The organism is Streptomyces sp. NPDC096176 (assembly GCF_044763255.1).
GTDB lineage: Bacteria > Actinomycetota > Actinomycetes > Streptomycetales > Streptomycetaceae > Streptomyces.
Genome location: NZ_JBIWFV010000006.1, coordinates 188,742 through 211,333 on the forward strand (window position 1 = coordinate 188,742; position 22,592 = coordinate 211,333).

A 22,592-nucleotide genomic window follows, 5' to 3' on the forward strand; every position below is an offset into this window, starting at 1 on the left:
AGGGGAGTGCCCTCAGTCGGGCTGCACTGCCACGAGGCGGCAACCCGGCTTCGCCTGCTCCGCCGGTACGTCCGGCTCGGCCGGGACGTTCGGCCCGGGGCGGTGCTTTCGGCTTCGCCTGCGTGTCTGGTCCGGGGTGTCCGGCTCCGCCCGGGTTGGTGCCTCTGGCCTCCCCCCGCACGAGCGGCCGGGGCGGTGCCCCGGCCGGAGACGCAGGCCGGGGAACCCGGGGATCGGAGTGCCCGGAAGCTCAGGGCTGGACCCCCGGGGTCGGCCGGAGACGCAGGCCGGGGACCCCGGGCCCGAGTTCGTCAGACCACCGCGCCGCGGCCCGCGTCGTCCGGCGTGTCGTCGTCCTCATGGGACATCCGGGCCACCAGCGTCGCGAAGCCGCCGAGGAAACCGCCGATGCACAGTGTCGTCAGCCACCACGTCATGTCCCAGCTCAACAGCACCGCTACCAGCATCAGCACCGGGCCGCCGATCACCGCCAGCCAGGCGAACTTGGCCGTGACGTCGGCCTCCGGCAGGGGCGGTGGCTCCGGCGGGACGAAGTGGCCCTCGTCGCTCTCGTCGAGGTCGTCGTCGCTCGCCTCGGCGACCTGGTAGTCCCGGGGGCCGCCGACGCCCGGCGCGAAGGTGATCGAGCTGCCCAGCGCGGGCTTGTCCTCGTCGGGCTTCTTCGCCGACGGCTCCGGGGACTCGTTCACGTCGCTCTCGAGCAGGGCCAGATCGTCCACCGACTTGAACGGCTTCGCTCCCGGCGGGTCGGTCGGCTCCTCGCCGTACCCGGCGACGATGGCCGCCCAGGCGGCCTCTTCGTCGATCGGCTGCGGCTCACGGTCCGCGTCGTGCTGCTCAGCCACCGGTCGTGCTCCCTCCCAAGGCTTCCGTCGCGGAGGACCCGGTGGTCCCCGCACCCGGAGCGAGCCTGCCGATGAACGCGTAACTCTCCTCGAAGATCCGCTCCGCATCGTGGTCCAACGTCGCCACGTGGTAGCTCTGTTCCAGCAGGATCTCCGTGACGTCCGTGGAGGAGACCCGGCTGAGGATCCTGGCCGAGTCCGCGGCCGGCACCACATGGTCCTCGGGGCTGTGCAGCAGCAGCATCGGCTGGGTGACCTGCGGCAGTTCGCCGTCGACCATCCGGAAGAACTGCCGCACCGAGTGAGCGGCGTGCAGCGGCACCCGGTCGTACCCGATCTCCTCGACGCCCTCCTTGGCGATGTCGCTGGTCAGCCCCTTCGTGGAGGGCACCAGGTGGCGTACGACGGGCAGCAGGGCCGCCATCGCGCCATGCACCTTGTTGGCCGGGTTGACCACGACGACGCCCCGGACCGCGTCCCCGTGCTTGGCGGCGAGCCGCAGCGTCAGGGCGCCGCCCATCGAAAGACCGAAGACGAAGACGTGCCGGCACCGCTCGAGCAGCGTGCGCAGTTCCCTGTCCACCTCCGCGTACCAGTCCTGCCAGCCGGTGACCTGCATGTCCTGCCAGCGCGTGCCGTGGCCCGGCAGCAGCGGCAGGGACACCGTCAGTCCCCGCTCCGCCAGGTACTCGGCCCAGGGCCGCAGCGACTGCGGGCATCCGGTGAAACCGTGGCAGAGGAGGACGCCGACCTCGCCGCCGTCATGGCGGTAGGGCTCGGCTCCAGGAATGACCGGCACCGGGGTCTCCTGTTCGTGAGGTGTGAGACGTACGGGGTGTACGGCAGGGGCGAAGGGTGTACTTCACGGTACGCGACCGCACCGACACCGACCAGGGCCGTTCGCGCACCGGCGGCACGGACGTGGGGGGCCGCGCACGGCCCCCTCGGGCGGGAGTCGGGGGTCTACCTCGGGTTAAGGTCTGTTCGACAGCAACAGGAGGCATTCGAGTTGATCTACGGCGCCATGAAGTTCTCCATCGGAGGCTCGCTGAAGCTTGCCTTCAGGCCTTGGGTGGAGGGTCTGGAGAACATTCCCGCCGAGGGCCCCGCGATCCTCGCCAGCAACCATCTGTCGTTCTCGGACTCCTTCTTCCTCCCCGCGGTGCTCGACCGCAAGGTCACCTTCATCGCGAAGGCGGAGTACTTCACCTCGCCCGGCGTGAAGGGCAGGCTGACGGCCGCGTTCTTCAAGGGCGTCGGCCAGCTTCCCGTGGACCGCTCGGGGGCACGCGGCGCGGGTGAGGCGGCGATCAAGGCCGGTATCGACGTGATCGAGTCCGGTGGTCTGTTCGGTATCTACCCGGAGGGCACCCGCTCCCCGGACGGCCGCCTCTACCGGGGCAAGCCCGGCGGTCTCGCCCGTGTGGCGCTGGCCACCGGTGCGCCCGTGATCCCCGTCGCGATGATCGACACCGAGAAGATCCAGCCGCCCGGCAAGGTGATCCCCAAGCTGATGCGCCCCGGGATCCGGATCGGCAAGCCGCTCGACTTCAGCCGCTACCACGGCATGGACGGCGACCGCTTCATCCTGCGCTCGGTGACCGACGAGGTCATGTACGAGATCATGAAGCTGTCCGGCCAGGAGTACGTCGACATCTACGCGACGGCCGCGAAGCGCCAGATCGCCGACGCCGAGAAGGCCGAGAAGGCCGCCAGGGCCGAGGCCGAGAAGGCGGCGCAGGCGCAGCAGGCCGACAAGCAGAAGAAGGCGCAGCGGCCGGCCGCCTAGCCGGGTCGCGTACCGCCGGGGGGTTGGGGGAAATGGCCAAGCGCGAGCGAGTCGTGCGCATGTCGGTGGAGCAGCCGCTGTGGCGTGCGCTGACCGCCTATCGCGTGCTGACCATGGTCTACGCGGTACTGCTCTACGTCTTCACCCGGCAGAACTTCGAGCGCCCGCTGGTCGCCGTCGGCTTCCTCGCGGTGCTTGTCGTCTGGACGTTCGCCACGCTCCCCAAGGTCGCGAACGCGGCGCGCTGCACGCGTGGGTTCCTGGGGGCGGACCTCGCCGTCGCTCTCACCGGCATTCTGCTGACCCCGCTCGCCGACGTGCACGCCCAGACCCACGACGGCCCCACGCTGCCCTCCATTTGGACGGCGGGTTCGGTGCTCGCCTTCGCCATCAAGGGCGGCTGGCGCTGGGCCGGTTTCGCGTCCTCCTTCGTCGCCGTCGCCAACATCATCGAACGGGGCGAACCCAGCCGGGACACCTTCCACAATGTCCTGCTGGTGTGGGTGGCGTCCATCGCCATCGGTTACGTCGTCGAGGTGGCCCGCGCCTCGGAGCGGACGCTCGCGCGCGCCCTGGAGATCGAGGCGGCCACCCGCGAGCGGGAGCGCCTCGCGCGTGACATCCACGACAGCGTGCTCCAGGTGCTGGCGATGGTGCAGCGGCGGGGCACCGCGCTGGGCGGCGAAGCCGCCGAGCTGGGCCGTATGGCGGGCGAGCAGGAGGTCGCGCTGCGCACCCTGGTCGCCGGCGGCCTGGTGCCCGCCTCCCGGGTGTCGGAGGACGAGTCGCAGGGCGCGGTCGTGCGGGTCGTGGAGGTGTCGGACGACGACGAGCCGGCGCGGGCGTGCGACCTGCGCACCCTGCTGTCCCCACACGCGGGGGCGCGGGTGACGCTGTCGGAGCCCGGCGCGCCGGTGCTGCTGGAGGCCGGCGCGGCCCGCGAGCTGGCGGCGGCCGTCGGTGCCGCCCTGGACAATGTGCGCAGGCATGCGGGCGAGAACGCCCGGGCCTGGATCCTGGTGGAGGACTGGCCGGACGAGGTGACGGTGACCGTCAGGGACGACGGGCCGGGCATCGAGGAGGGCAGGCTCGCGCAGGCCGAGGGTGAGGGGCGGCTCGGAGTCGCGCAGTCCATCCTCGGCCGGCTGCGGGACCTCGGCGGGACGGCCGAGCTGATCTCGGTTCCGGGCCAGGGCACGGAAGTAGAGCTGAAGATTCCACGGGGGAAGGCAGGAAAATGACGGACCAGCAGACGATCAAGGTGATGGTGGTCGACGACCATCCGATGTGGCGGGACGCGGTCGCCCGCGACCTGACCGAGGCCGGGTTCGATGTCGTCGCCACGGCGGGCGACGGCGCCCAGGCTGTGCGCCGGGCCAAGGCCGCGGTGCCCGACGTGCTGGTGCTGGACCTCAATCTGCCCGAGAAGCCGGGCGTCCAGGTGTGCAAGGAGCTGGTGGCGGCCCTGCCCGGCCTGCGGGTCCTGGTGCTCTCCGCGAGCGGCGAGCACCAGGACGTCCTGGAGGCGGTGAAGTCGGGCGCCACCGGCTATCTGCTGAAGTCGGCAGGCGCCGACGAGCTGACGGACGCGGTACGCCGCACGGCTGTGGGCGACCCCGTCTTCACACCGGGTCTCGCGGGACTGGTCCTCGGTGAGTACCGCCGCCTCGCCTCCGAGCCCGCCCCGGTGACCGGAGCGGACGAGCCGAAAGCGCCGCAGCTGACGGAGCGGGAGACCGAGGTGCTGCGGCTGGTCGCCAAGGGCTTGTCGTACAAGCAGATCGCCGAGCGGCTGGTCATCTCACACCGCACGGTCCAGAACCACGTACAGAACACGCTCGGCAAGCTCCAGTTGCACAACCGCGTCGAGCTCGTGCGGTACGCGATCGAGCGCGGCCTCGACGACGCCTGACCCGCGGGCCGCCGCACGGCTTTACCCGTACGAGTGAATGGCCGTCGCACAACGGCCGCGAAAAACGCAGGAATTGACCAATCGGCCCATCCCTGGGTGACCTGCGTCACCATTAGCGTGACGGTCATAGGCTCACCAGGCGAAGGGAAGTTTTTCCATGCGCGTCGGAGTACTGACCGGGGGCGGCGACTGCCCCGGCCTCAACGCGGTCATCCGCGGCCTCGTCCGCAAGGGTGTGCAGGAATACGGCTGCGAGTTCATCGGCTACCGCGACGGCTGGCGTGGACCGCTCGAGGGCGACACCGTCCCGCTCGACATTCCGGCCGTCCGTGGGATCCTGCCCCGCGGCGGCACCATCCTCGGCTCCTCCCGCACCAACCCGCTGAAGGAAGCGGACGGTATCCGCCGGATCAAGGAGAACCTCGCCAAGCAGGAGGTCGACGCCCTCGTCGTCATCGGCGGCGAGGACACCCTTGGCGTCGCGGCCCGACTGTACGACGAGTATGGCGTCCGGTGCGTCGGCGTCCCCAAGACCATCGACAACGACCTGTCCGCCACCGACTACACCTTCGGATTCGACACGGCCGTCGGTATCGCCACCGAGGCCATCGACCGGCTGCACACCACCGCCGAATCCCATATGCGGGTCCTGGTCGTCGAGGTGATGGGCCGTCATGCGGGTTGGATCGCCCTCCACTCGGGCCTGGCGGGCGGCGCCAACGTCATCCTCATCCCGGAGCAGCGCTTCGACGTCGACCAGGTCTGCGCCTGGGTCACCTCACGTTTCAAGGCCAGCTACGCCCCGATCGTGGTGGTCGCGGAGGGCGCGATGCCCAAGGACGGGGAGGCGGTGCTCAAGGACGCCACGCTCGACTCGTTCGGCCATGTCCGGCTCTCCGGCGTGGGCGAGTGGCTGGCCAAGGAGATCGAGAGGCGTACGGGCAAGGAGGCGCGCACCACGGTGCTCGGCCATGTGCAGCGCGGCGGCACGCCGAGCGCCTTCGACCGGTGGCTGGCCACCCGCTTCGGTCTGCACGCCATCGACGCCGTACATGAGGGCGACTTCGGGAAGATGGTCGCGCTGAAGGGCACCGACATCGTGCGGGTGCCGATCGCCGACGCGACCGCGAAGCTCAAGACGGTCGACCCGAAGCTCTATGAGGAGGTCGGCGTCTTCTTCGGCTGACGGGACGGGGTGTGGGCCGTATATTCGCGATATCCGGCCCACAGCTCTTATACCGGGAGAAATCGTGGAAATCCTCGCCTTCGGTGTCCAGGCCGACGAGAAGCCGCTGATCGAGAAGGCATTCGCGGGCGTCCACGATGTCCGGTGTCTCGATGTGTTCCTCACCGAGGACACCGCGGCCATCGCCGCCGGGCACGAGGTGATCTCCACCAGCGTGAACGCCCAGCTGAACGCGGAGGTGCTGCGGACCCTGGCCGCCGGCGGCACGGCGATGATCGCCCAGCGCTCCACCGGCTTCAACAACATCGACCTGGAGGTGGCGGAGCACCTCGGGCTGACCATCGCCCGGGTGTCCACCTACTCGCCCTACTCCGTCGCCGAGTTCGCGTGGACCCTGGCCATGGCCGTCAACCGGCGTATCGTCCGCGCCTCGAACCGGACACGGGACTTCGACTTCCGGCTCGACGGACTGATGGGCCGTGACATGCGCGGCCGCACCGTCGGCGTGCTCGGCACCGGCAAGATCGGCGAGGCGTTCACCCGGATCGCTCACGGCTTCGGCATGCAGCTGCTCGGCTGGGACCTCGCCCCCGCCCCCGGGTGCGTCGAACTGGGCATGAAGTACGTCGACAAGGACGAACTGCTCGCCGCTGCCGACCTGGTCAGCCTGCACGTACCCCTGCTGCCCGCCACCCACCATCTGATCGGCGCCGACGAGTTGCGGGCGATGAAGGACGAGGCGATCCTGGTGAACTCCAGCCGCGGCGGCCTGATCGACAGCGACGCTCTCGTCGCCGAGCTGCGCAAGGGCCGCTTCGCCGGAGTGGGACTCGACGTGTACGAGGCGGAGGCCGGACTGTTCTACATCGACAAGTCGATGGAGGCCGTCGACGACGACACCCTGGCCCGGCTGATGACGTTCCCCAATGTGCTGGTCACCTCGCACCAGGCGTACTACACGGCGGACGCCGTCGCGCAGATCGTGGACACGACGGCGCGCAACGTCGATGACTATGTGGCGGGCCGACGCAGCGAGAACGTGCTGGTCCCCGCAGCGCCGACCCGATGACGGCCTGCTATCCGACCAGCACCCCCGCGAGCAGCGTCGCCGTCAGCGCCGCCCCGTTCATCGTCAGCACCGACTCGGGGTGGAACTGCACGCCGGCGAAGCCGCTGCCCCGCAGTGCGTGCACGTCACCGGTCGCCTCGTCCCGGCTGAGCTCGATCCGGTGCATGGCGAGCTCCGCTGCCGTGGCCTCGTCGCACCGGGCCGTGAAGCTGCTGTAGAAGCCCACTGTTTCGGGGCGGCCGAAGAAGTCGATCCGCTCCTGCGCCCCCTGGTACGGCTCGTCCTTGCGGACGATGTCCAGACCCAGCTCCGCCGCGAGCAGCTCGTGGCCCAGGCAGACGCCCAGCAGGCCGTGGCGGTGCCCCTTGAGCAGATCGGCGGCGAGAGACCGCAGGAAGCGCATCTTCGGGTCCGTCGCGTCGGCCGGATCGCCCGGGCCCGGGCCCAGCACCACCGGCCCGCGATGGGCGAGCACCCGCTCCCGCAGACCCGGCTCGTCGTACCTGCGGACCGTCACGGCGAGGCCGGTCGAGCGCAGCAGATGCGCCAGCATCGCTGTGAAGGTGTCCTCGCCGTCGACGACCAGGGCGTGCCCGGACAGCTGCCCGGCGTCGCCCCGAGCTCCAGCAGGGGAAGCCACGTCCTGCATCCGCAGCCAGAAAGGCGCGAGGTCGGCGCGGCGGGCGTCGAGCGCGGCACGCACCCGCGGGTCGTCGGCGAGCCGCGGAGACTCGGCGGGCGTGTCCGGCCGGCCCGGACGCACCCCGAGGGCGGCCAGCACGCCCGCCGCTTTGGCGTGCGTCTCCGCGACCTCGCCCTCCGGGTCGGAGTGGCGTACCAGCGTCGCCCCGACCGGCACCCGCAACGTGCCGTCCGCGCCGATGTCGGCGGTACGGATCAGGATCGGCGAGTCCAGCGTCTGAGCGCCGCCCGCGTCCTGCCCGATCAGCGCCAGCGCCCCCGCGTAGTAGCCGCGGCCGCCCACCTCGTGGCGCTCGATGACACGGCAGGCGTTCTGCACGGGGGAGCCCGTGACCGTCGCCGCGAACATGGTCTCCTTCAGGACCTCGCGCACGTCGAGCGAGGAACGGCCCCGCAGCTCGTACTCGGTGTGCGCCAGATGGGCCATTTCCTTGAGCCGGGGTCCGACGACGACGCCGCCCATGTCGCCGACGGTGCACATCATCTTCAGTTCCTCGTCGACGACCATGGAGAGCTCCTCGCGCTCCTTGCGGTCGTCGAGGAAGCCGAGCAGGGCTTCGGCGGTGGGCCCCTGTGGGGGGTAGCGGAACGTCCCGCTGATCGGATTCATCACGACCGTCCCGCCGCTCATGCGGACGTGCACCTCGGGGCTCGCGCCGACCAGTGTGCGGTCCCCGGTGTGCACGACGAAGGTCCAGTAGGCGCCGCGCTCCGCGGTCAACAGTCGCCGGAACAGCGCGAGTGCGTCGGCGCGGGTGAAGCCGGGGATCCGACCGGTGAAGGTGCGGCGGACGACGAAGTTGGCGCCCTCGCCCCTGCCGATCTCGTCCTCGACGACCCTGCGGACGATTCCGGCGTACTCGTCGTCGTCGACGTCGAACTGCCCGTCCTCCACCCTCACCTCGTGGTGGGGGAGGGCGGAAAGAACGTCTGTGAGGGGGAGTTCGTGGCACTCGTCCGCGAGCAGCACGGACAGTGGGGTCCCGTCGTCGGTGACGTCGAAACCGCGTTCCGCGATCTGGCGGAAGGGGACGAGGGCGAGCGAGCGCCGCTCGCCCACCGGGATGTCGGCAAGACGCGCCACCTCCCGCACCTCGCCGGTCAACACCTCCACGGTGGCGTGGTCGTGGCCGGGCGTACGCCGGCGCAGCAGGGCGAACGGCGGGCAGTCGTCGTCGAGGAGTCGGCCGATGAGGCTGTCGGTCATGCGGGGTGTTCCTTCCGTGTGGGAGGAACGGCCGCTTCGCCCGGAGAACCGCTTCGTCCGGAAACACTGAAGGCCGCCCCTCGGGCGGCCTTCGCGGTTCGGTGTCGCGCGCGTCAGTCAGTGGGCCGCCGGGTCTGCGGTCCACCACCAGCTCTGGGTCGAGTGCGCGAACATGACGCCGACCCTAACGCATCCGCCCGCGGTGCGGCGGCGCGTCCCACGATGAGGACGGACCGCGGCGGCCGCGGGCGGAGTGTGTGCAGGGCGCCGGATCAGATCAGCAGGTTGTAGATCTGCCAGCCGTCGCCGATCTTGGTGCGGCTCGCGAACGGAGCCGTCGCGCTGCCTGTGCCCTTGTAGAGGTAGAGGGCACCGGCCGGCTCACGGGCGATCATGTCGGCCTTGCCGTCGCCGGTCAGGTCACCGATGGCGACGAGCGCGTTGAAGCGGCTCCAGCCGTCTCCGATCTTCGTGCGTGCGGCGAACGGAGCCGTCGCGCTGCCCGTGCCCTTGTACAGGTACAGCGCACCGGCACCGTCACGCGCGACGATGTCCCGCTTGCCGTCCGCATCGAGGTCTCCCGTGCCGACGAGCATGTTGAACTTGCCCCAGCCGTCGCCGACCTTGAGCTTCGTCAGGAACGGCACGGCCGGGTCGCCGGTGCCCCGGTAGAGGTAGAGGCTGCCGGTCGAGGTCTGCCGGGCGATCATGTCGGCCTTGCCGTCACCGGTGAGATCACCGGTGCCGACGAGCAGGTTGAACTGACCCCAACCCGTGCCGACCTTCAGCTTGGTCTTGAACGGCGCGTTCTTGTTGCCGCTGCCCCGGTAGTACCAGAGCGTCCCGGACGAGTCCCGGGCCACCATGTCGCCGGTCCCGTCGGCACGCAGGCTGTCGAGGTCGGTGATGGCGTTGAACTGCTGCCACCCGCTGCCGACGCGGTAGCGGGTGAAGAACGGCGCGGAGGCGCTGCCGGTGCCCTGGTACTGGTACAGGTTGCCGCCGGAGTCACGTCCCAGCGCGTTGAAGCGGTTCGTTCCGGGGTCCGGCGCCGTGGGAGTCGCTTCGACCACGTCGCTCTGCTTCACCCACGCCAGGCGGTGGTTGTAGCGGATCGGGACGTAGACGTCGGCCTTGCCCTCGACGCGGACCTGCGAGGAGCCGAAGTAGTCGTCACCGAGGACGGCCTCGCCGGCCTTCGCATAGGCATGGCCGGCCGGCAGCGTGTACTTCGAGAGGTACGCGGGGTTGTCCGTCGGCACTTCCTGTCCGGCCTCGGTGTACGCCGCGTCCTCCGGGAACGACCGCCCGAAGACCGGCGCCGTGGCCCCGGCCTTGAGCTTCACCAGCGTTCCGCCGGCGACGGGCGCGGTGTACTGGCCGCCCGGGTTGTGGAACCACGCCTTCTTGCCGCCGTACCAGATCGCCGTCCAGTCGTTCTGGGCCTCCGCTACGACGTAGGTGCCGCCCGCGCGTACCTTGTTCGCCCAGTTCGAGCCCTGCGACCAGAGCGCGGAGAAGTAGGGGTCGGACAGCGTGGCCGAACTCGTCGACGGCGAGGTGTAGAGGTAGCCGAAGTTCGCAGGCCGCGCGGAGGCGGCCTTGTTCGTACCCGTCGCGGAGTCGTAGTAGGTCAGCTTCGGCTGGTTGGCCGTGGTGAACGGCGGGACGACTCGGACCAGCTGGCCGGCCTTGAGCGGGCCGCCGGCGCCCTGGGCGCCCGTCGGGGCCCCCAGCAGCGACATGTAGTGGTTCCAGTCCCAGTACGGGCCCGCGTCCCAGTGGAGTTTGTTGATGTAGCTGTCCTGCATCATCGGGACTTCGTCGTGGCCGATGATGTGCTCACGGTCCAGCGGAACGCCGTACTTGGCCGCCAGGAACTTCACCAGCGCCGCGGACGACTCGTACTGGGGCTCGGTGTACCAGCTGCCCTCCTTGATGGCGTAGCCCTCGTGCTCAACGCCGATGGAGTGCATGTTCAGGGCCCAGTTGCCCGCGTGCCAGCCGAGGTTCTTGTTCTCCACCATCTGGGTGACCAGACCGTCGGAGGCCCGGATCAAGTAGTGGGCGCTGGCCCCCGAGGCGGGGCTGGTGAGCACGTCGAGCGATCCGTCGTAGCCGCCCTCGGTGTCGTGGATGACGATCTGACGGACGGCGAACCCGTTGTCCGGCCGGGAGGCGAGCGAGTAACTGCGCTGTCCGGTGCTGGACGTGCGGGCGGGGACGAAGTTGCAGTTCAGTCCCGCCGGGCACTCCGGCGTCGGGACGGCCGAGGTGCCGGCCGTCGTGGCCAGCGGAACCTTGGACGGCCTGGCCGGGTTCGCCGAGGGGTCCGCGGGCAGGGTCAGCTGCTCGCCGTCGATGGTCAGGCGGCTCTCGCCGGTGCGGATCGACTCGAAGACGCGCTTCGCGAACAGGTCGGCGCCCTTCCTGTCGGGCGATTGGCTGTAGCGCGCCACGGCCGCGTACCACTGGTCTGCGTCGTCGGGCAGATCTCCCGTGGCCTGCTTCTGGTACTCGGCGAGCAGCGCGGCACCGGCGCGTATGTTCTCGCCGGCGTCCGTCTTCACGGACTCCTCGGAGCTGTCGATCAGCTCGGCGGCCTCGTCCAGCGTGTGCAGCCGGGGGTCGTCCGTGTCGACGGTCTCCTTGGGAATGCTGCGCAGCGCCTCGGCGGGGTCGAACTGCTTCTCCAGCGCCGGGTTGCCGCTGCGGTTCATGTGCTCGAGCCGGTGATCCTCGGCGTCCGCGTCGATGTCGTCCGCGTCGACCTGCGTGAGCCCCATCACGTTGTACGCACCCGTGGTGCTCGGCGTGCCGCCGTGCGTCTCCCAGCGTGTCTGCCGGTACGAGACCGCCATCAGCACGCTCCGGGGGACGTCGAACTCCCGCGCCGCGTTCTCGAACTGCGTCTGGAGCGACTCGCTCCGGCCTGCCGCGCCGTCGTTCAGGCCGACAAGCTCGGGCGACGCCACCGCGACGGTCCCGATTGTTGCGGTGGCGACGACAGCCGCCGCCACACCGTAGAAGAGCCGTCTCTTCTTTCGATCCCTGCGATGCCCCTGGCTCACGCCCACCCCTGGCCTTGTTTTGTTTTTATTGTTTCGAAAGCGGGCCGCAGGGTAGCACCGCCCGATCGGCTCAACCTCCCCCAGGGACATTTCGGGCCGCCGTCTCAGCCACTGGGCACTGGGCTGGGCAGGTACCGGGACCCCGTAATGTTGTGGTTGTGACCGTGAACGCTAAGACCACCGCTACCGGTGGCAACACCTGGCGAAACCTGCCCGCGGCGCAGCAGCCCGAGTACCCCGATGCCGAGGCTCTGCGCGATGTGATCGCGGACCTCGAGTCGTATCCGCCGCTCGTCTTCGCGGGCGAGTGCGACCAGCTGCGCGCCCGGATGGGAGCTGTCGCCAGGGGCGAGGCGTTCCTGCTCCAGGGCGGCGACTGCGCCGAGGCCTTCGACGCCGTGTCCGCCGACCACATCAGGGCCAAGCTCAAGACACTGCTGCAGATGAGCGCCGTACTCACGTACGCCGCGTCCGTGCCGGTCGTGAAGGTCGGCCGGATCGCAGGCCAGTACTCCAAGCCGCGCTCCAAGTCGACCGAGACCCGCGACGGCGTGACGCTGCCCACCTACCGCGGCGACTCCGTCAACGGCTTCGACTTCACCGAGGCCGCCCGTGTCCCGGACCCCGAGCGCCTGAAGCGGATGTACAACGCCTCCGCGTCGACGCTCAACCTGGTGCGCGCCTTCACCACCGGTGGCTACGCGGACCTGCGCCAGGTGCATGCCTGGAACCAGGACTTCGTGAAGTCCTCCCCGTCCGGGCAGCGCTACGAGCAGCTTGCCCGCGAGATCGACAACGCTCTGAACTTCATGAAGGCCTGCGGCACCGACCCGGCCGAGTTCAAGGCGGTCGAGTTCTACGCCTCCCACGAGGCGCTGCTGCTCGACTACGAGTCGGCCCTGACCCGTGTCGACTCCCGTACGGGCGATCTGTACGACGTCTCCGGCCACATGGTCTGGATCGGTGAGCGCACCCGCCAGCTCGACGGCGCGCACATCGAGTTCGCCTCGAGGATCCGCAACCCGATCGGCATCAAGCTCGGCCCGACGACGACGGTGGACGAGGCGCTGACCTACGTCGACCGTCTCGACCCCGAGCGCGAGCCCGGCCGGCTGACCTTCGTCGTCCGCATGGGCGCCGACAAGGTCCGCGACAAGCTCCCCGAGCTGGTCGAGAAGGTCACTGCCTCCGGGGCGACCGTGGCCTGGGTGACCGACCCGATGCACGGCAACACCTTTGAGGCGGCCTCCGGCCACAAGACCCGTCGCTTCGACGACGTGCTCGACGAGGTCAAGGGCTTCTTCGAGGTCCACAAGGCCCTCGGCACCCACCCGGGCGGTATCCATGTCGAGCTCACCGGTGACGACGTCACCGAGTGTGTGGGCGGCGGCGACGAGATCTTCGTCGACGATCTGCACCAGCGCTACGAGACGGCCTGCGACCCGCGGCTGAACCGCAGCCAGTCCCTGGATCTGGCGTTCCTGGTCGCCGAGATGTACCGCGACCAGTAGTGAGGAAGCAATGACAGTGGGGCGTGGATCGATGTGATCCACGCCCCACTGTCATATTCGGGGCTTTTAACCGCCCCGGGCGCCGGGTAAGGTTAGGTTAGCCTCACCGATCATCGGGAGGGCGCCACACCCATAGATCCCGCCGGGAGGTGAACCGCGTGTACGTCTGCTCATGCTTCGGCATTACGGAGAAGCAGGTCAAGGAGCACGCGGAAGCCGGCGCCTGCACCCCGCGGCAGATAGCGTCCGTCTCCAAGGCGGGCACGGACTGCGGTTCCTGCGTGCGGCGCATCCAGGGGATCCTCGGCCGCGGCGCATGTCCCCGCCGTGAGCTGCTGGAGCAGGGGCAGAATGCAGCCGTGCTGGCTGCGGAGGCCGCCGGGGACGGTCGGCCCGCGCTCGACGAAGCCGCCTGACCACTGGGCGCCTGGCAGTCCCGCCGTCTTGCGCAGGGCCGCCTGGCGGCATTGCCGAGACTCGCCGCTTCGCCCGCTAGCCTTCCGGCTGCTCGATCAGCTGGGCGATGTACAGCGCCTCACCGAGCTTTTCGACCAGCTCCAGCTGAGTGTCGAGGTAGTCGATGTGGTGCTCCTCGTCCGCGAGGATCGACTCGAAGATGTTCGCCGACGTGATGTCGCCCTTGGCGCGCATGACCTCGATACCCCGCCTGAGGCGGTCGATCGCCTCCACCTCGACCTGTCGGTCGGCCTGGAACATCTCCGTGACCGTCTGCCCGACGCGTACATGGAACAGCCGCTGGTAGTTCGGGAGGCCGTCGAGGAAGAGGATCCGGTCGGTCAGCACCTCCGCGTGCTTCATCTCGTCGAACGACTCGGCACGGGTGTACTTGGCGAGCTTCGTCCAGCCGAAGTTCTCCTGCATCTTCGCGTGCAGGAAGTACTGGTTGATCGCGGTCAGCTCGGCAGTCAGCTGCTCATTGAGGAACTCGATGACCTCGGGGTCGCCCTGCATCGCAGAGGCTCCTTCCGCGCGTATGACTAGCAGGTTCGCGCATCCTCGCACCGTGGCAGTGGGGCGTCCAGTAAGTGCATGCTTAGTAGGAGTTGCCCGAATCGGGCCAGACCTGGTCATGACCACCCCTCTTGGTCTGTCACCATTGAAGGCATGGGTCAGCCGGAGAGCCGGGATTACCGCGCACAAGAGGAGTCCGAGCTTCCGCCGGGGCAGCGACTGCAGCGAGGCTGGCCGGTCACCCATTACGGGCCCGTTCCCAAGTTCAAGCCGGATCGCTGGGAGTTCAGGGTCTTCGGCGCCACCGCCGACGGCGACAAGCACTGCTGGAACCACGAGGAATTCTCGGCGCTGCCGTTCTCGACCGTCGTCGGGGACCTGCACTGCGTGACGAAGTTCAGCATGCTGGGGGCCGAATGGGGCGGTGTCCCCGCCCGGACGATCGTGGAACTCGCGCCGCCGGCTTCCGCCGTCACCCACGTCATGGTCTGGGCCGAGTACGGCTTCAGCGCCAATCTGCGTCTCGCGGACTTCGTCGCCGAGTGCACCATTTTCGCCACCCACAAGGACGGCGAACTGCTGACGGCGGAGCACGGCTTTCCGCTGCGCCTTGTCGTGCCGCACCTGTACGCCTGGAAAGGGCCCAAGTGGGTCCGGGGCGTGGAGTACATGACGGCCGACCGCCGCGGCTTCTGGGAGGAGCGCGGCTATCACAACCTCGGTGACCCGTGGCGGGAGCAGCGCTACTCCTACCAGGAGGAGCCGGGGGACGGCCCGGAGCTCTGAGCCCGTAGCTCCGTGCCCGGACCGCCCGGCGGCACACGGTCTCAGTGGTGGTACTGGTGGACCACCGCGTGGCCCTTGCCGCGGCCGATCATCCACTTGTTCACGGGGGTGGTGACCAGGAACGCCACGAGGAACGCGAACGCGAGCGCGCCCCAGAACAATCCGTCCGCGAGATGGGCGTCCATTGCGCCGGGCACCATGAGCAGTACGCCGTTGTCGACGATCTCCATGACCGTGATGGAGAGGGTGTCGGCGGCGAGCGCGACGCCGATCGCGGCCTTCAGGCCCAGGCCGGCCCGTACGACCGCCCAGAAGGTCAGCGAGTAGCCGAAGAAGAACGCCAGCACGATGGCGAGGACCATGGTGGGCGCGTTTCCCCAGCCCAGCGCCGTACCGATGATCATGCCGAGCACTTCGCCGATGGCGCAGCCGGTGAGGCAGTGCAAGGTGGCCTTGGCCGCCATGCCCCAGCTGACCTTGCCCCCGCCGCTGTTGCCGTGTGCGTGGCCGTGGTCCGCGTGGTCCGTGTGGTCTGCGTGTGTGTCGTGCTGCATGGCGATGCCCCCAACGTCAGGTAGCGGTTCCTGCCCACGTAGGAACCGTATACCCCCCAGGGGTATTCCTGGGGCTCAGCGAAGTTTCTTCAGCCGCGCCACATCCGCCGAGTGCCCCTCCTTGCCGCCGGGTGTCTCGATGATCAGCGGCACTCCCTCGGTGGCGGGGTGCGACATGAGCGCACGGAAGGGCTCTTCGCCGATGTGTCCTGAGCCAATGTTCTCGTGACGATCCTTGTGTGCCCCGACAACATCCTTCGAGTCATTCGCGTGGATCAGCTTCAGCCTCCCCTCGCCGACCGTCTCCACCAGCAGATCCAGCGTCTGCGCCATCCCGGTCGGGCCGGTCAGATCGTGTCCGGCCGCGAAGATGTGGCAGGTGTCGAGACAGACGCCGAGCTTGGGATGGGCGTCCAGGGCCTCGAAGTACGGCCCGAAGTCCCAGGTCCGGGAGCAGAGCGAAAAGCCCTGCCCCGCCGTCGACTCCAGCAGCAGGAACGGGTCGTCCTCGTGCGTCAGTTCGTCCAGCAGTGGCAGCATCCGCTCCCGGACCTGAGCCAGCGCCACCTCGCGGGTGCGGCCACCCGTCGCGGAACCGGTGTGCACGACCACACCCCGCGCCCCGATCTCCCGGGCCCTGCGCAGCGAGTGCCGCATGGACAGCACCGACTGCTCGACGGTGGCCTCGGTGTGGGAGCCGAAGTTGATCAGATACGGCGCGTGGACCCATGCGGAGATGCCCTCGTCGGCGCACTCGGCCCGGAACTTCTCGTCCTGGGCCGGATTGCCCTTGGGAGTCGCCCAGCCGCGCGGATTGGCCACGAAGACCTGGACGGTCTCCGCCTCCAGCTCGCGTGCGTAGACGAGTCCCGTCGTGGCGAGACCGCCGGCCACGGGGACGTGGCCGCCGACGGGGTTGCGCATCAGAACTACAGCCCCTTGATCTTGATGGTGATGATGCTGCCCTCGGGCGCCTGACCGCCGCCCTCGGTGGACTGCCTCTCGACCTTGTCGCCGAGGAAGGGGAAGTTCTTCTCGACCTTCACCTCGAAGCCGGCCGCCTCCAGCTCGGCGGTGGCGTCGTCCACGGTGTCGCCTACGACATCGGGGACCTCGACCATCCGCGGACCCTTGGAGACCGTGAGCGTGATCGTGTCGCCGCGGGCGCGCTGTGTGCCCTCGGCCGCCGACTGCCGTGCGACCGCCCCCGCCTCCTCGGCCGAGTGGATCCGCGCTGCGGCGACCTTCACCTTCAGGCCCGCCTCCTCGAGGTCGGCGGTGGCGTCCTCGACGGACTCACCCGTCACATCGGGGACGTCGATCGGTGCGCCCTTGCTGACCACGAGCGATACGGCGGTGTCGGGGCTGCGGCTGCTGTCCGCGGCCGGGTCGGTGCTGATCACCGAGCCCTGCGCGACGCTTTCGTCGAACTCCCGGGTCACCACGCCCGGCGCCAGTCCGGCTCGGCGCAGCTCGCGCTCCGCCTTGGCGAGCGGCTCGCCCACCACATGCGGCACCTTCACGATCTTCGGCCCGCGGGAGATGGTGATTGTCACCGAGCCGTTGCCCCGGATGCGCTCGTTCGTGCCGGGGTCGGTCCTGATGACCGTGCCCCGCACGACGGTCTCGCTGAAGTCGTGGCGGACCCCCTTCACGTCCAGACCCGCCTTGTCGAGGGTCTGCCGTGCCTCCTTCTCGCTCTTGCCGATCAGGGCGGGCACACGCGTGAACTGGCCCGAGTTGATGTACCAGACGCCCGCACCGATACCGAGAACGGCGACCACCGCGATCAGCAGAGCGACCACGCCTCGACGGGGCGGCCAGGCGGCCCGGGGCGGTGCAGGGGCGGCCACGTCCGGCTCCGGGCGGGGCATGGCCAGCCGGGCCGTGTGGTGGATCTCGGGCTCCTCGCGGGGGAGTGCCCGCAAAATCACGTCCGTACGGTCGTCGGCGGCGTCGGGAGCCGGGTCCTCGGCGCGGGCCTGGGGCGGCACCGCGTCCAGCTGCTCGGCGCTCAGCGCCGACCGCGCCTCACGAGCCTGTGCCAGCAGCGCCACCGCGTCGTACGGACGGACCTCGGGATTCCGGGCGGTCGCGCTCGCGACGAGCTCGTCCAGCTCGACGGCGAGGGCGGGAAAGAGCGCGGAGGGCGCCGGAACGTCCGCGTTCAGATGCTGGAACAGCACCTGGGCGGGGGTGTCCCCGGCGTGCGGCTTGGAGCCGGTCAGCATCTCGTACAGGACCACCCCGCACGCGTACACATCGGCACGGGTGTCGGCCGTTCCGTATTCGATCTGCTCCGGTGCGAGGTACGAGACGGTACCGAGGACCGTGCCCGACGTGTTTGTGACGGAACCGACAGCGCGCACAAGACCGAAGTCGGCGACCTTGACCCGGCCGTCGTCCCCTATCAGCACGTTCTCCGGCTTCATGTCCCGGTGGACGAACCCGGCCCGGTGCGCGGCGCCGAGGGCGGCCAGCACGGGCTCAAGGATGTCCAGCGCCGCCCGCGGCTGAAGCGCGCCGCGCTCGCGCAGCACGTCACGGAGGGTGCAGCCCTCGACGTACTCCATGGCCAGATAGACGTACGCGCCCTCGGCGCCCTGGTCGAAAACCCCCACCACGTTGGGATGGGCCAGGCGCGCCACGGACTTCGCCTCGCGGATGAAGCGCTCCACGAACGAGGCGTCCGTGGCGAGGGCCGGATGCATCACCTTGAGGGCGAGCACCCGGTCGAGACGGATGTCGACGGCCCGGTAGACCGTGGCCATGCCGCCGACGGCGATGCGCGCATCGACTCGGTAGCGGCCGTCGAGCAGCTGCCCGACGAGAGGGTCCTGGAGGGTCGTGTCCACGCGGCGATTCTACGAGCCGGGACGGACAGGGCCGACGGGCCGGGCAGAGCCGGGCCACGACTGCAGCCGAGCTGTGACGCGCGGGACGTATCCGAAGCCCCACGCCGTAGGAGGGTGGCCCCGCAGGGCCACCCCTCGCCCCCTCAGAAAGCGGGTCGCTCCGGATCCAGCGCCGCTACCCCCTCGACCGGCGACGACGCCTGTGCGAAGTGCCGCCGCGGGATCCGCCCCGCACGGAACGCCAGCCGCCCCGCCTCCACGCCCCGCCGCATCGCCTCCGCCATCAGCACCGGCTCCTGCGCCCGCGTCACCGCCGACGCCAGCATCACCGCCGCGCACCCCAGCTCCATCGCCAGCGCCGCGTCCGACGCCGTGCCGGCGCCCGCGTCCAGAATCACCGGCACGTCCGCCTGCTCGACGATCAACTGGAAGTTGTGGGGGTTGCGGATGCCGAGCCCGGAGCCGATCGGCGAGCCCAGCGGCATGATCGCGGCGCAGCCCACGTCCTCCAGCTTCCGCGCGAGCACCGGGTCGTCGTTCGTGTACGGCAGCACGGTGAAGCCGTCGTCGACGAGCGTTTCTGCCGCGTCCAGCAGTTCGACGCCGTCCGGCAGCAGCGTTCGCTCGTCCGCGACGACCTCGAGTTTGATCCAGTCGGTGCCCAGCGCCTCCCGTGCGAGACGCGCGGTGAGGACCGCCTCACCTGCCGTGAAACACCCCGCGGTGTTCGGCAGGACCCGGATGCCGAGCTTGTCCAGCACGGACAGCACCGAACCCTGGACGGTCGGGTCGAGGCGCCGCATCGCGACGGTCGTCAGTTCCGTGCCGCTCGCGACGAGCGAACGTTCGAGAACGTCGAGGCTGGGCGCCCCGCCGGTGCCCATGATCAGCCGGGAGTCGAATGTGGTCTCCCCGATGGTGAAACGGTCGTCGGCCACGACGGATCAGCCTCCCTGCACTGCGGTGAGAACTTCGACACGGTCGCCGTCGCCGAGCGGGGTGCCGGCCCACTGGCTGCGCGGCACGACGGTCTCGTTGACGGCCGCGGCGACTCCCGAGGGCGCCGCGGTGAGCGCGGCGACGACGGCGTCCAGGGTGGTGCTGTCGGCGAACTCTCGGACTTCGCCGTTGACGGACACGTTCATGCGGGCTGCTCCTGGAGGACGGAAGAGAAGCGGCGGGGGGAGAAGGCCCGTGCCACCTCGGGCAGTTCGCCGCTCACCAGCGCGCCCGCCAGCGCGTCGCCGGTTACCGGCGTCAGCAGCACACCGTTGCGGTAGTGCCCGGTGGCCAGCAGCAGGCCGGGCAGCTCGGTGAAGCCCAGCAGAGGCGCGTTGTCGGGGGAGCCGGGCCGCAGTCCGGCCCGCGTCTCGACGAGGGGCAGCTCGGTGATGCCGGGCACGAGCTCGTGCGCGTCGCGCAGCAGCTCGTACACCCCGCCCGCGGTGACCGTCGTGTCCCAGCCGAGTTCCTCGCTGGTCGCGCCGACCACCAGCTCGCCGTCCTCCCGGGGCACCAGGTACACATGGCTGCCGCGCACCACCGCCCGTACGGTGCGCGAGAGGAACGGCGCGTACGGGCGCGGCACGGTCAGCCGCAGGACCTGGCCCTTCACCGGCCGTACGGGCGGAAGAACGTCCGCCGGTACGCCCTCCAGCCGTCCGCTCAGGCTGCCCCCGGCCAACACGGTCTGACCCGCGGCGAGTTCGCCGCCGTCGGCGAGTACGGCTCCGGCCGCCCGGTCGGCGGCCACCACCAGCCGCTGCACCCAGGTGCGGCGGAAGTCCACGCCGGCCCGCTCACAGGCGACGACAAGCGCGGCGGCCAGCCGTCGCGGGTCGACCTGGTGGTCGCCGTCCACCCGCAGCCCGCCGCGTACGCCGGGGGCCAGCATCGGCTCGAGGCGGCGGCACTCACGGCCCGTGAGCCACTCGGACGCGAGTCCCGAGCGGCGCTGCAGGGCGTGCAGCTCACGCAGATGTGCGCGGTCGTCGGCGTCGAGGGCGACGGCGAGCGTGCCGCAGGAGCGGTAGCCGACCCGCTGACCGCTCGCTTCCTCGAGCTCCGCGACGAAGGCCGGGTAACGGCGGGCGGATTCGAGGTTGAGGCCGAGCAGGGTCTGCTCGCCGTAGTGGAGTTCGGTGACGGCGGCCAACATCCCGGCCGCGACCTGAGCGGCCCCGCCGCCCGGTTCTGGATCGGCGACGGTGACGTCCAGCCCGCTCTGCGCTGCTCGCCAGGCCGTGACCAGACCGATGATCCCGCCCCCTATGACAAGGACGTCAGGGGTGTGTCGAGTACGAGACATGGGCGTCCAGCCCCTCCCTTCGCCGGCATGACCCGGATCAGGTTCGTACGGTCGGAGGCCGCCAGCCTCCCTCTCAGCCCGGTGCGTCCGGGCTCCCGCGAGTGCCTTACGGTGGCCACCCTAACCTCCCGCCCCGCCACGCAGTAAGGGAGCCGCAGCAGTGGCAAGGACGCTCGACGGACTCGTTCTCTCACCGGTCGCCGACCAGGCTCCGGGGCAGGTCGGCACCCGGACCCGGTTCACGTACCACGAGGAGCGGGGCCGGATCTGGGCCGAGTACGAGGGCGGCGACGTGGTCCGCGGACACCTCGTGGGGACCCGGGACGGCGACCGTCTCGACTTCCGCTACGTGCAGTTGAAGGCGGACGGCGCCACCTCCTCGGGGCACTGCGTCTCCACGGTCGTGGACCTGCCGGACGGCCGTGTGCGGCTGGAGGAGACATGGGAGTGGGAGTCCCAGGAGGGCAGCGGGACGAGCGTGGTCGAGGAGCTGCCTTCCTGACTCACTGTCAGGTACGTAAGGTGTGCGGGTGGACGAACGGCAGCAGCAGACAGCGCCGCGGCGGCGCGTGGTGATCGTCGGTGCGGGCATGGCCGGAGTGCAGACCGCGGTCGCGCTTCGGGAGCAGGGTTTCACCGGACCGGTCACCCTGATCGGCGCCGAGCCGCACCAACCGTACGACCGGCCGCCGCTGTCCAAGGCGATCCTGCTCGGCAAGGCGGAGGACTCGGCCTTCGACATCGACTTCGAGGCCCTCGACGTCGAGCTGCGCCTGGGCGTCGAGGTCACCGGCGTGCGCACCGGGGCGCACGAGGTGGACACCGCGGCCGGCCCCGTCCCGTACGACGTCCTGGTCCTCGCCACCGGCGCGGAGCCCATCACGCTGCCCGGCACCCGGGGCGTACCGGGCGTCCATCTGCTGCGCACCCTCGACGACGCCGCCCGGCTGCGGCCGCTGCTCACCGAGCAGCACGACATCGTCGTGGTCGGCGCGGGCTGGATCGGCGCGGAGTTCGCGACCGCGGCCCGCCAGGCCGGCTGCGCCGTCACCGTCGTCGAGGCCGCCGACCGCCCGCTCGCCGGCACCATGCCCGCGGAGGTCGCCGCTCCGATGGCCGCCTGGTACGGGCAGTACGGGGCGGAACTCGTCACCGGCGCCCGTGTGGCCACCGTCGAGCCGGGCGCCGTGGTCCTGGTCGGAGGGCGCAGGATCCCGGCCGGCGCCGTCGTCGTCGGTATCGGCGCACGGCCCGCCACGGGCCTGCTCGAGGACTCCGGCATCCAACTCGGCCCGGACGGCTCGGTCGTCGCGGACCGCCACCTGCGTGCCTCCGCGCCCGATGTGTACGCCGTCGGAGACTGCGCCTCCTACCCGTCCGGCCGCTACGGCGAGCGGCTGCTGGTCCATCACTGGGACAACGCGCTCCAAGGGCCGCGCACGGTCGCGGCGAACATCCTCACGGACGCGGCCGGGAAGGGCGGCCCGGGCGCCGAGGTGTACGACCCGGTGCCGTACTTCTGGTCGGAGCAGTTCGGCCGGTTCGTCCAGTACGCGGGCCACCACGCCGCCGCCGACACCCTGCTGTGGCGCGGCCGGCCGGACGACGACACCTGGTCGGTACTGTGGCTGCGCGAAGAGAAGCTGGTGGCGCTGCTGGCTGTCGGCAGGGCCCGTGATCTGGCGCAGGGGCGCAGGCTGATCCTGTCGGAGGCAGTGCTGGATCCGGAGCGGGCCGCCGACCCGTCCGTCCCTCTGAAGGCGGTAGCGCGGTAGGTCCCGGCTACCGACTGTCGGTCCCGGAT

Annotated in this window: 22 protein-coding genes and 1 riboswitch; of the genes, 10 read left to right on the forward strand and 12 right to left on the reverse strand. The window is 70.2% G+C overall.

Annotation, left to right across the window (positions count from 1 at the left end; all coding sequences use genetic code 11):
* Positions 1 to 311: 311 nt before the first annotated feature.
* Both ACIQ7Q_RS18520 and ACIQ7Q_RS18525 read right to left on the reverse strand, forming a co-directional pair.
* A complete protein-coding gene (locus ACIQ7Q_RS18520; RefSeq protein ID WP_403862657.1) occupies positions 312 to 866 on the reverse strand; it encodes a hypothetical protein in 555 nt (184 codons plus the stop codon).
* Positions 859 to 1,665, reverse strand: coding sequence for an alpha/beta hydrolase (locus ACIQ7Q_RS18525; RefSeq protein WP_403862660.1), 807 nt, complete (start codon positions 1,663 to 1,665; stop codon positions 859 to 861). The genes ACIQ7Q_RS18520 and ACIQ7Q_RS18525 overlap by 8 nt, the downstream gene beginning before the upstream one ends.
* Positions 1,666 to 1,875: 210 nt before the next feature.
* Here ACIQ7Q_RS18525 and ACIQ7Q_RS18530 point away from each other — a divergent pair, with 210 nt between their 5' ends.
* From ACIQ7Q_RS18530 to ACIQ7Q_RS18550, 5 genes are all read left to right on the forward strand, one after another.
* Entirely contained in the window at positions 1,876 to 2,655 is a 780-nt protein-coding gene (locus ACIQ7Q_RS18530; protein ID WP_403862663.1) for a lysophospholipid acyltransferase family protein, read from the forward strand.
* A gap of 32 nt (positions 2,656 to 2,687) precedes the next feature.
* Entirely contained in the window at positions 2,688 to 3,896 is a 1,209-nt protein-coding gene (gene macS / locus ACIQ7Q_RS18535) for a MacS family sensor histidine kinase (protein WP_403862665.1), read from the forward strand.
* The gene (locus ACIQ7Q_RS18540; protein ID WP_403862668.1) at positions 3,893 to 4,567 is read left to right on the forward strand and encodes a response regulator; all 675 of its coding nucleotides are present in this window, start codon (positions 3,893 to 3,895) and stop codon (positions 4,565 to 4,567) included. Before macS ends, ACIQ7Q_RS18540 begins: the two co-directional genes overlap by 4 nt.
* 157 nt (positions 4,568 to 4,724) lie before the next feature.
* Positions 4,725 to 5,753, forward strand: a complete 1,029-nt coding sequence (locus ACIQ7Q_RS18545) for a 6-phosphofructokinase (protein WP_403862671.1) — start codon at positions 4,725 to 4,727, stop codon at positions 5,751 to 5,753.
* Between the two features lie 64 nt (positions 5,754 to 5,817).
* A complete protein-coding gene (locus ACIQ7Q_RS18550) occupies positions 5,818 to 6,822 on the forward strand; it encodes a 2-hydroxyacid dehydrogenase (RefSeq protein ID WP_403862674.1) in 1,005 nt (334 codons plus the stop codon).
* A gap of 7 nt (positions 6,823 to 6,829) precedes the next feature.
* On the opposite strand, the gene ACIQ7Q_RS18555 is transcribed toward ACIQ7Q_RS18550, so the two are convergent.
* The 3 genes from ACIQ7Q_RS18555 to ACIQ7Q_RS18565 form a co-directional block, all read right to left on the reverse strand.
* Entirely contained in the window at positions 6,830 to 8,731 is a 1,902-nt protein-coding gene (locus tag ACIQ7Q_RS18555; protein WP_403862677.1) for an anthranilate synthase family protein, read from the reverse strand.
* A 117-nt stretch (positions 8,732 to 8,848) separates the two neighbouring features.
* The gene (locus ACIQ7Q_RS18560) at positions 8,849 to 8,905 is read right to left on the reverse strand and encodes a trp operon leader peptide (protein ID WP_356634498.1); all 57 of its coding nucleotides are present in this window, start codon (positions 8,903 to 8,905) and stop codon (positions 8,849 to 8,851) included.
* A gap of 98 nt (positions 8,906 to 9,003) precedes the next feature.
* Positions 9,004 to 11,802 (reverse strand): N-acetylmuramoyl-L-alanine amidase, encoded by a 2,799-nt coding sequence (locus ACIQ7Q_RS18565; protein ID WP_403862680.1) that lies wholly within the window; start codon positions 11,800 to 11,802, stop codon positions 9,004 to 9,006.
* A gap of 164 nt (positions 11,803 to 11,966) precedes the next feature.
* Between ACIQ7Q_RS18565 and ACIQ7Q_RS18570 the strand changes: the two genes are divergently transcribed.
* Together ACIQ7Q_RS18570 and ACIQ7Q_RS18575 are read left to right on the forward strand one after the other, a co-directional pair.
* Positions 11,967 to 13,313: a class II 3-deoxy-7-phosphoheptulonate synthase gene (locus tag ACIQ7Q_RS18570; RefSeq protein WP_403863568.1), complete on the forward strand. Its 1,347-nt coding sequence runs from the start codon at positions 11,967 to 11,969 to the stop codon at positions 13,311 to 13,313.
* A 149-nt stretch (positions 13,314 to 13,462) separates the two neighbouring features.
* On the forward strand, positions 13,463 to 13,729 hold the full coding sequence (locus ACIQ7Q_RS18575; protein ID WP_403862683.1) for a bacterioferritin-associated ferredoxin: 267 nt from the start codon (positions 13,463 to 13,465) through the stop codon (positions 13,727 to 13,729).
* 76 nt (positions 13,730 to 13,805) lie between these two features.
* Here the strand turns inward: ACIQ7Q_RS18575 and bfr are convergent, their stop codons facing one another.
* Positions 13,806 to 14,285 (reverse strand): bacterioferritin, encoded by a 480-nt coding sequence (gene bfr / locus ACIQ7Q_RS18580; RefSeq protein ID WP_268770739.1) that lies wholly within the window; start codon positions 14,283 to 14,285, stop codon positions 13,806 to 13,808.
* Positions 14,286 to 14,438: 153 nt separating this feature from the next.
* On the opposite strand from bfr, the gene ACIQ7Q_RS18585 reads away from it, so the two are divergent.
* A complete protein-coding gene (locus tag ACIQ7Q_RS18585; RefSeq protein WP_403862687.1) occupies positions 14,439 to 15,071 on the forward strand; it encodes a sulfite oxidase-like oxidoreductase in 633 nt (210 codons plus the stop codon).
* Positions 15,072 to 15,112: 41 nt separating this feature from the next.
* Here the strand turns inward: ACIQ7Q_RS18585 and ACIQ7Q_RS18590 are convergent, their stop codons facing one another.
* The 6 genes from ACIQ7Q_RS18590 to thiO form a co-directional block, all read right to left on the reverse strand.
* Entirely contained in the window at positions 15,113 to 15,625 is a 513-nt protein-coding gene (locus ACIQ7Q_RS18590) for a DUF4396 domain-containing protein (protein WP_403862690.1), read from the reverse strand.
* 75 nt (positions 15,626 to 15,700) lie between these two features.
* Positions 15,701 to 16,549, reverse strand: a complete 849-nt coding sequence (locus ACIQ7Q_RS18595; protein WP_403862693.1) for a deoxyribonuclease IV — start codon at positions 16,547 to 16,549, stop codon at positions 15,701 to 15,703.
* Between the two features lie 5 nt (positions 16,550 to 16,554).
* Complete coding sequence (pknB, locus tag ACIQ7Q_RS18600) at positions 16,555 to 18,480, reverse strand: Stk1 family PASTA domain-containing Ser/Thr kinase (protein WP_403862696.1); 1,926 nt, start codon at positions 18,478 to 18,480, stop codon at positions 16,555 to 16,557.
* Positions 18,481 to 18,623: 143 nt separating this feature from the next.
* The gene (locus ACIQ7Q_RS18605; protein ID WP_403862699.1) at positions 18,624 to 19,418 is read right to left on the reverse strand and encodes a thiazole synthase; all 795 of its coding nucleotides are present in this window, start codon (positions 19,416 to 19,418) and stop codon (positions 18,624 to 18,626) included.
* A gap of 6 nt (positions 19,419 to 19,424) precedes the next feature.
* The gene (gene thiS / locus ACIQ7Q_RS18610) at positions 19,425 to 19,625 is read right to left on the reverse strand and encodes a sulfur carrier protein ThiS (protein WP_403862702.1); all 201 of its coding nucleotides are present in this window, start codon (positions 19,623 to 19,625) and stop codon (positions 19,425 to 19,427) included.
* Positions 19,622 to 20,788 (reverse strand): glycine oxidase ThiO, encoded by a 1,167-nt coding sequence (gene thiO / locus ACIQ7Q_RS18615; protein ID WP_403862705.1) that lies wholly within the window; start codon positions 20,786 to 20,788, stop codon positions 19,622 to 19,624. The genes thiS and thiO overlap by 4 nt, the downstream gene beginning before the upstream one ends.
* Positions 20,786 to 20,897, reverse strand: a riboswitch (TPP riboswitch). Its footprint overlaps the gene before it by 3 nt.
* 51 nt (positions 20,898 to 20,948) lie before the next feature.
* Between thiO and ACIQ7Q_RS18620 the strand changes: the two genes are divergently transcribed.
* Positions 20,949 to 21,290 (forward strand): hypothetical protein, encoded by a 342-nt coding sequence (locus ACIQ7Q_RS18620; RefSeq protein WP_403862708.1) that lies wholly within the window; start codon positions 20,949 to 20,951, stop codon positions 21,288 to 21,290.
* 88 nt (positions 21,291 to 21,378) lie between these two features.
* Complete coding sequence (locus tag ACIQ7Q_RS18625; RefSeq protein ID WP_403863571.1) at positions 21,379 to 22,563, forward strand: NAD(P)/FAD-dependent oxidoreductase; 1,185 nt, start codon at positions 21,379 to 21,381, stop codon at positions 22,561 to 22,563.
* Positions 22,564 to 22,592 lie beyond the last annotated feature (29 nt).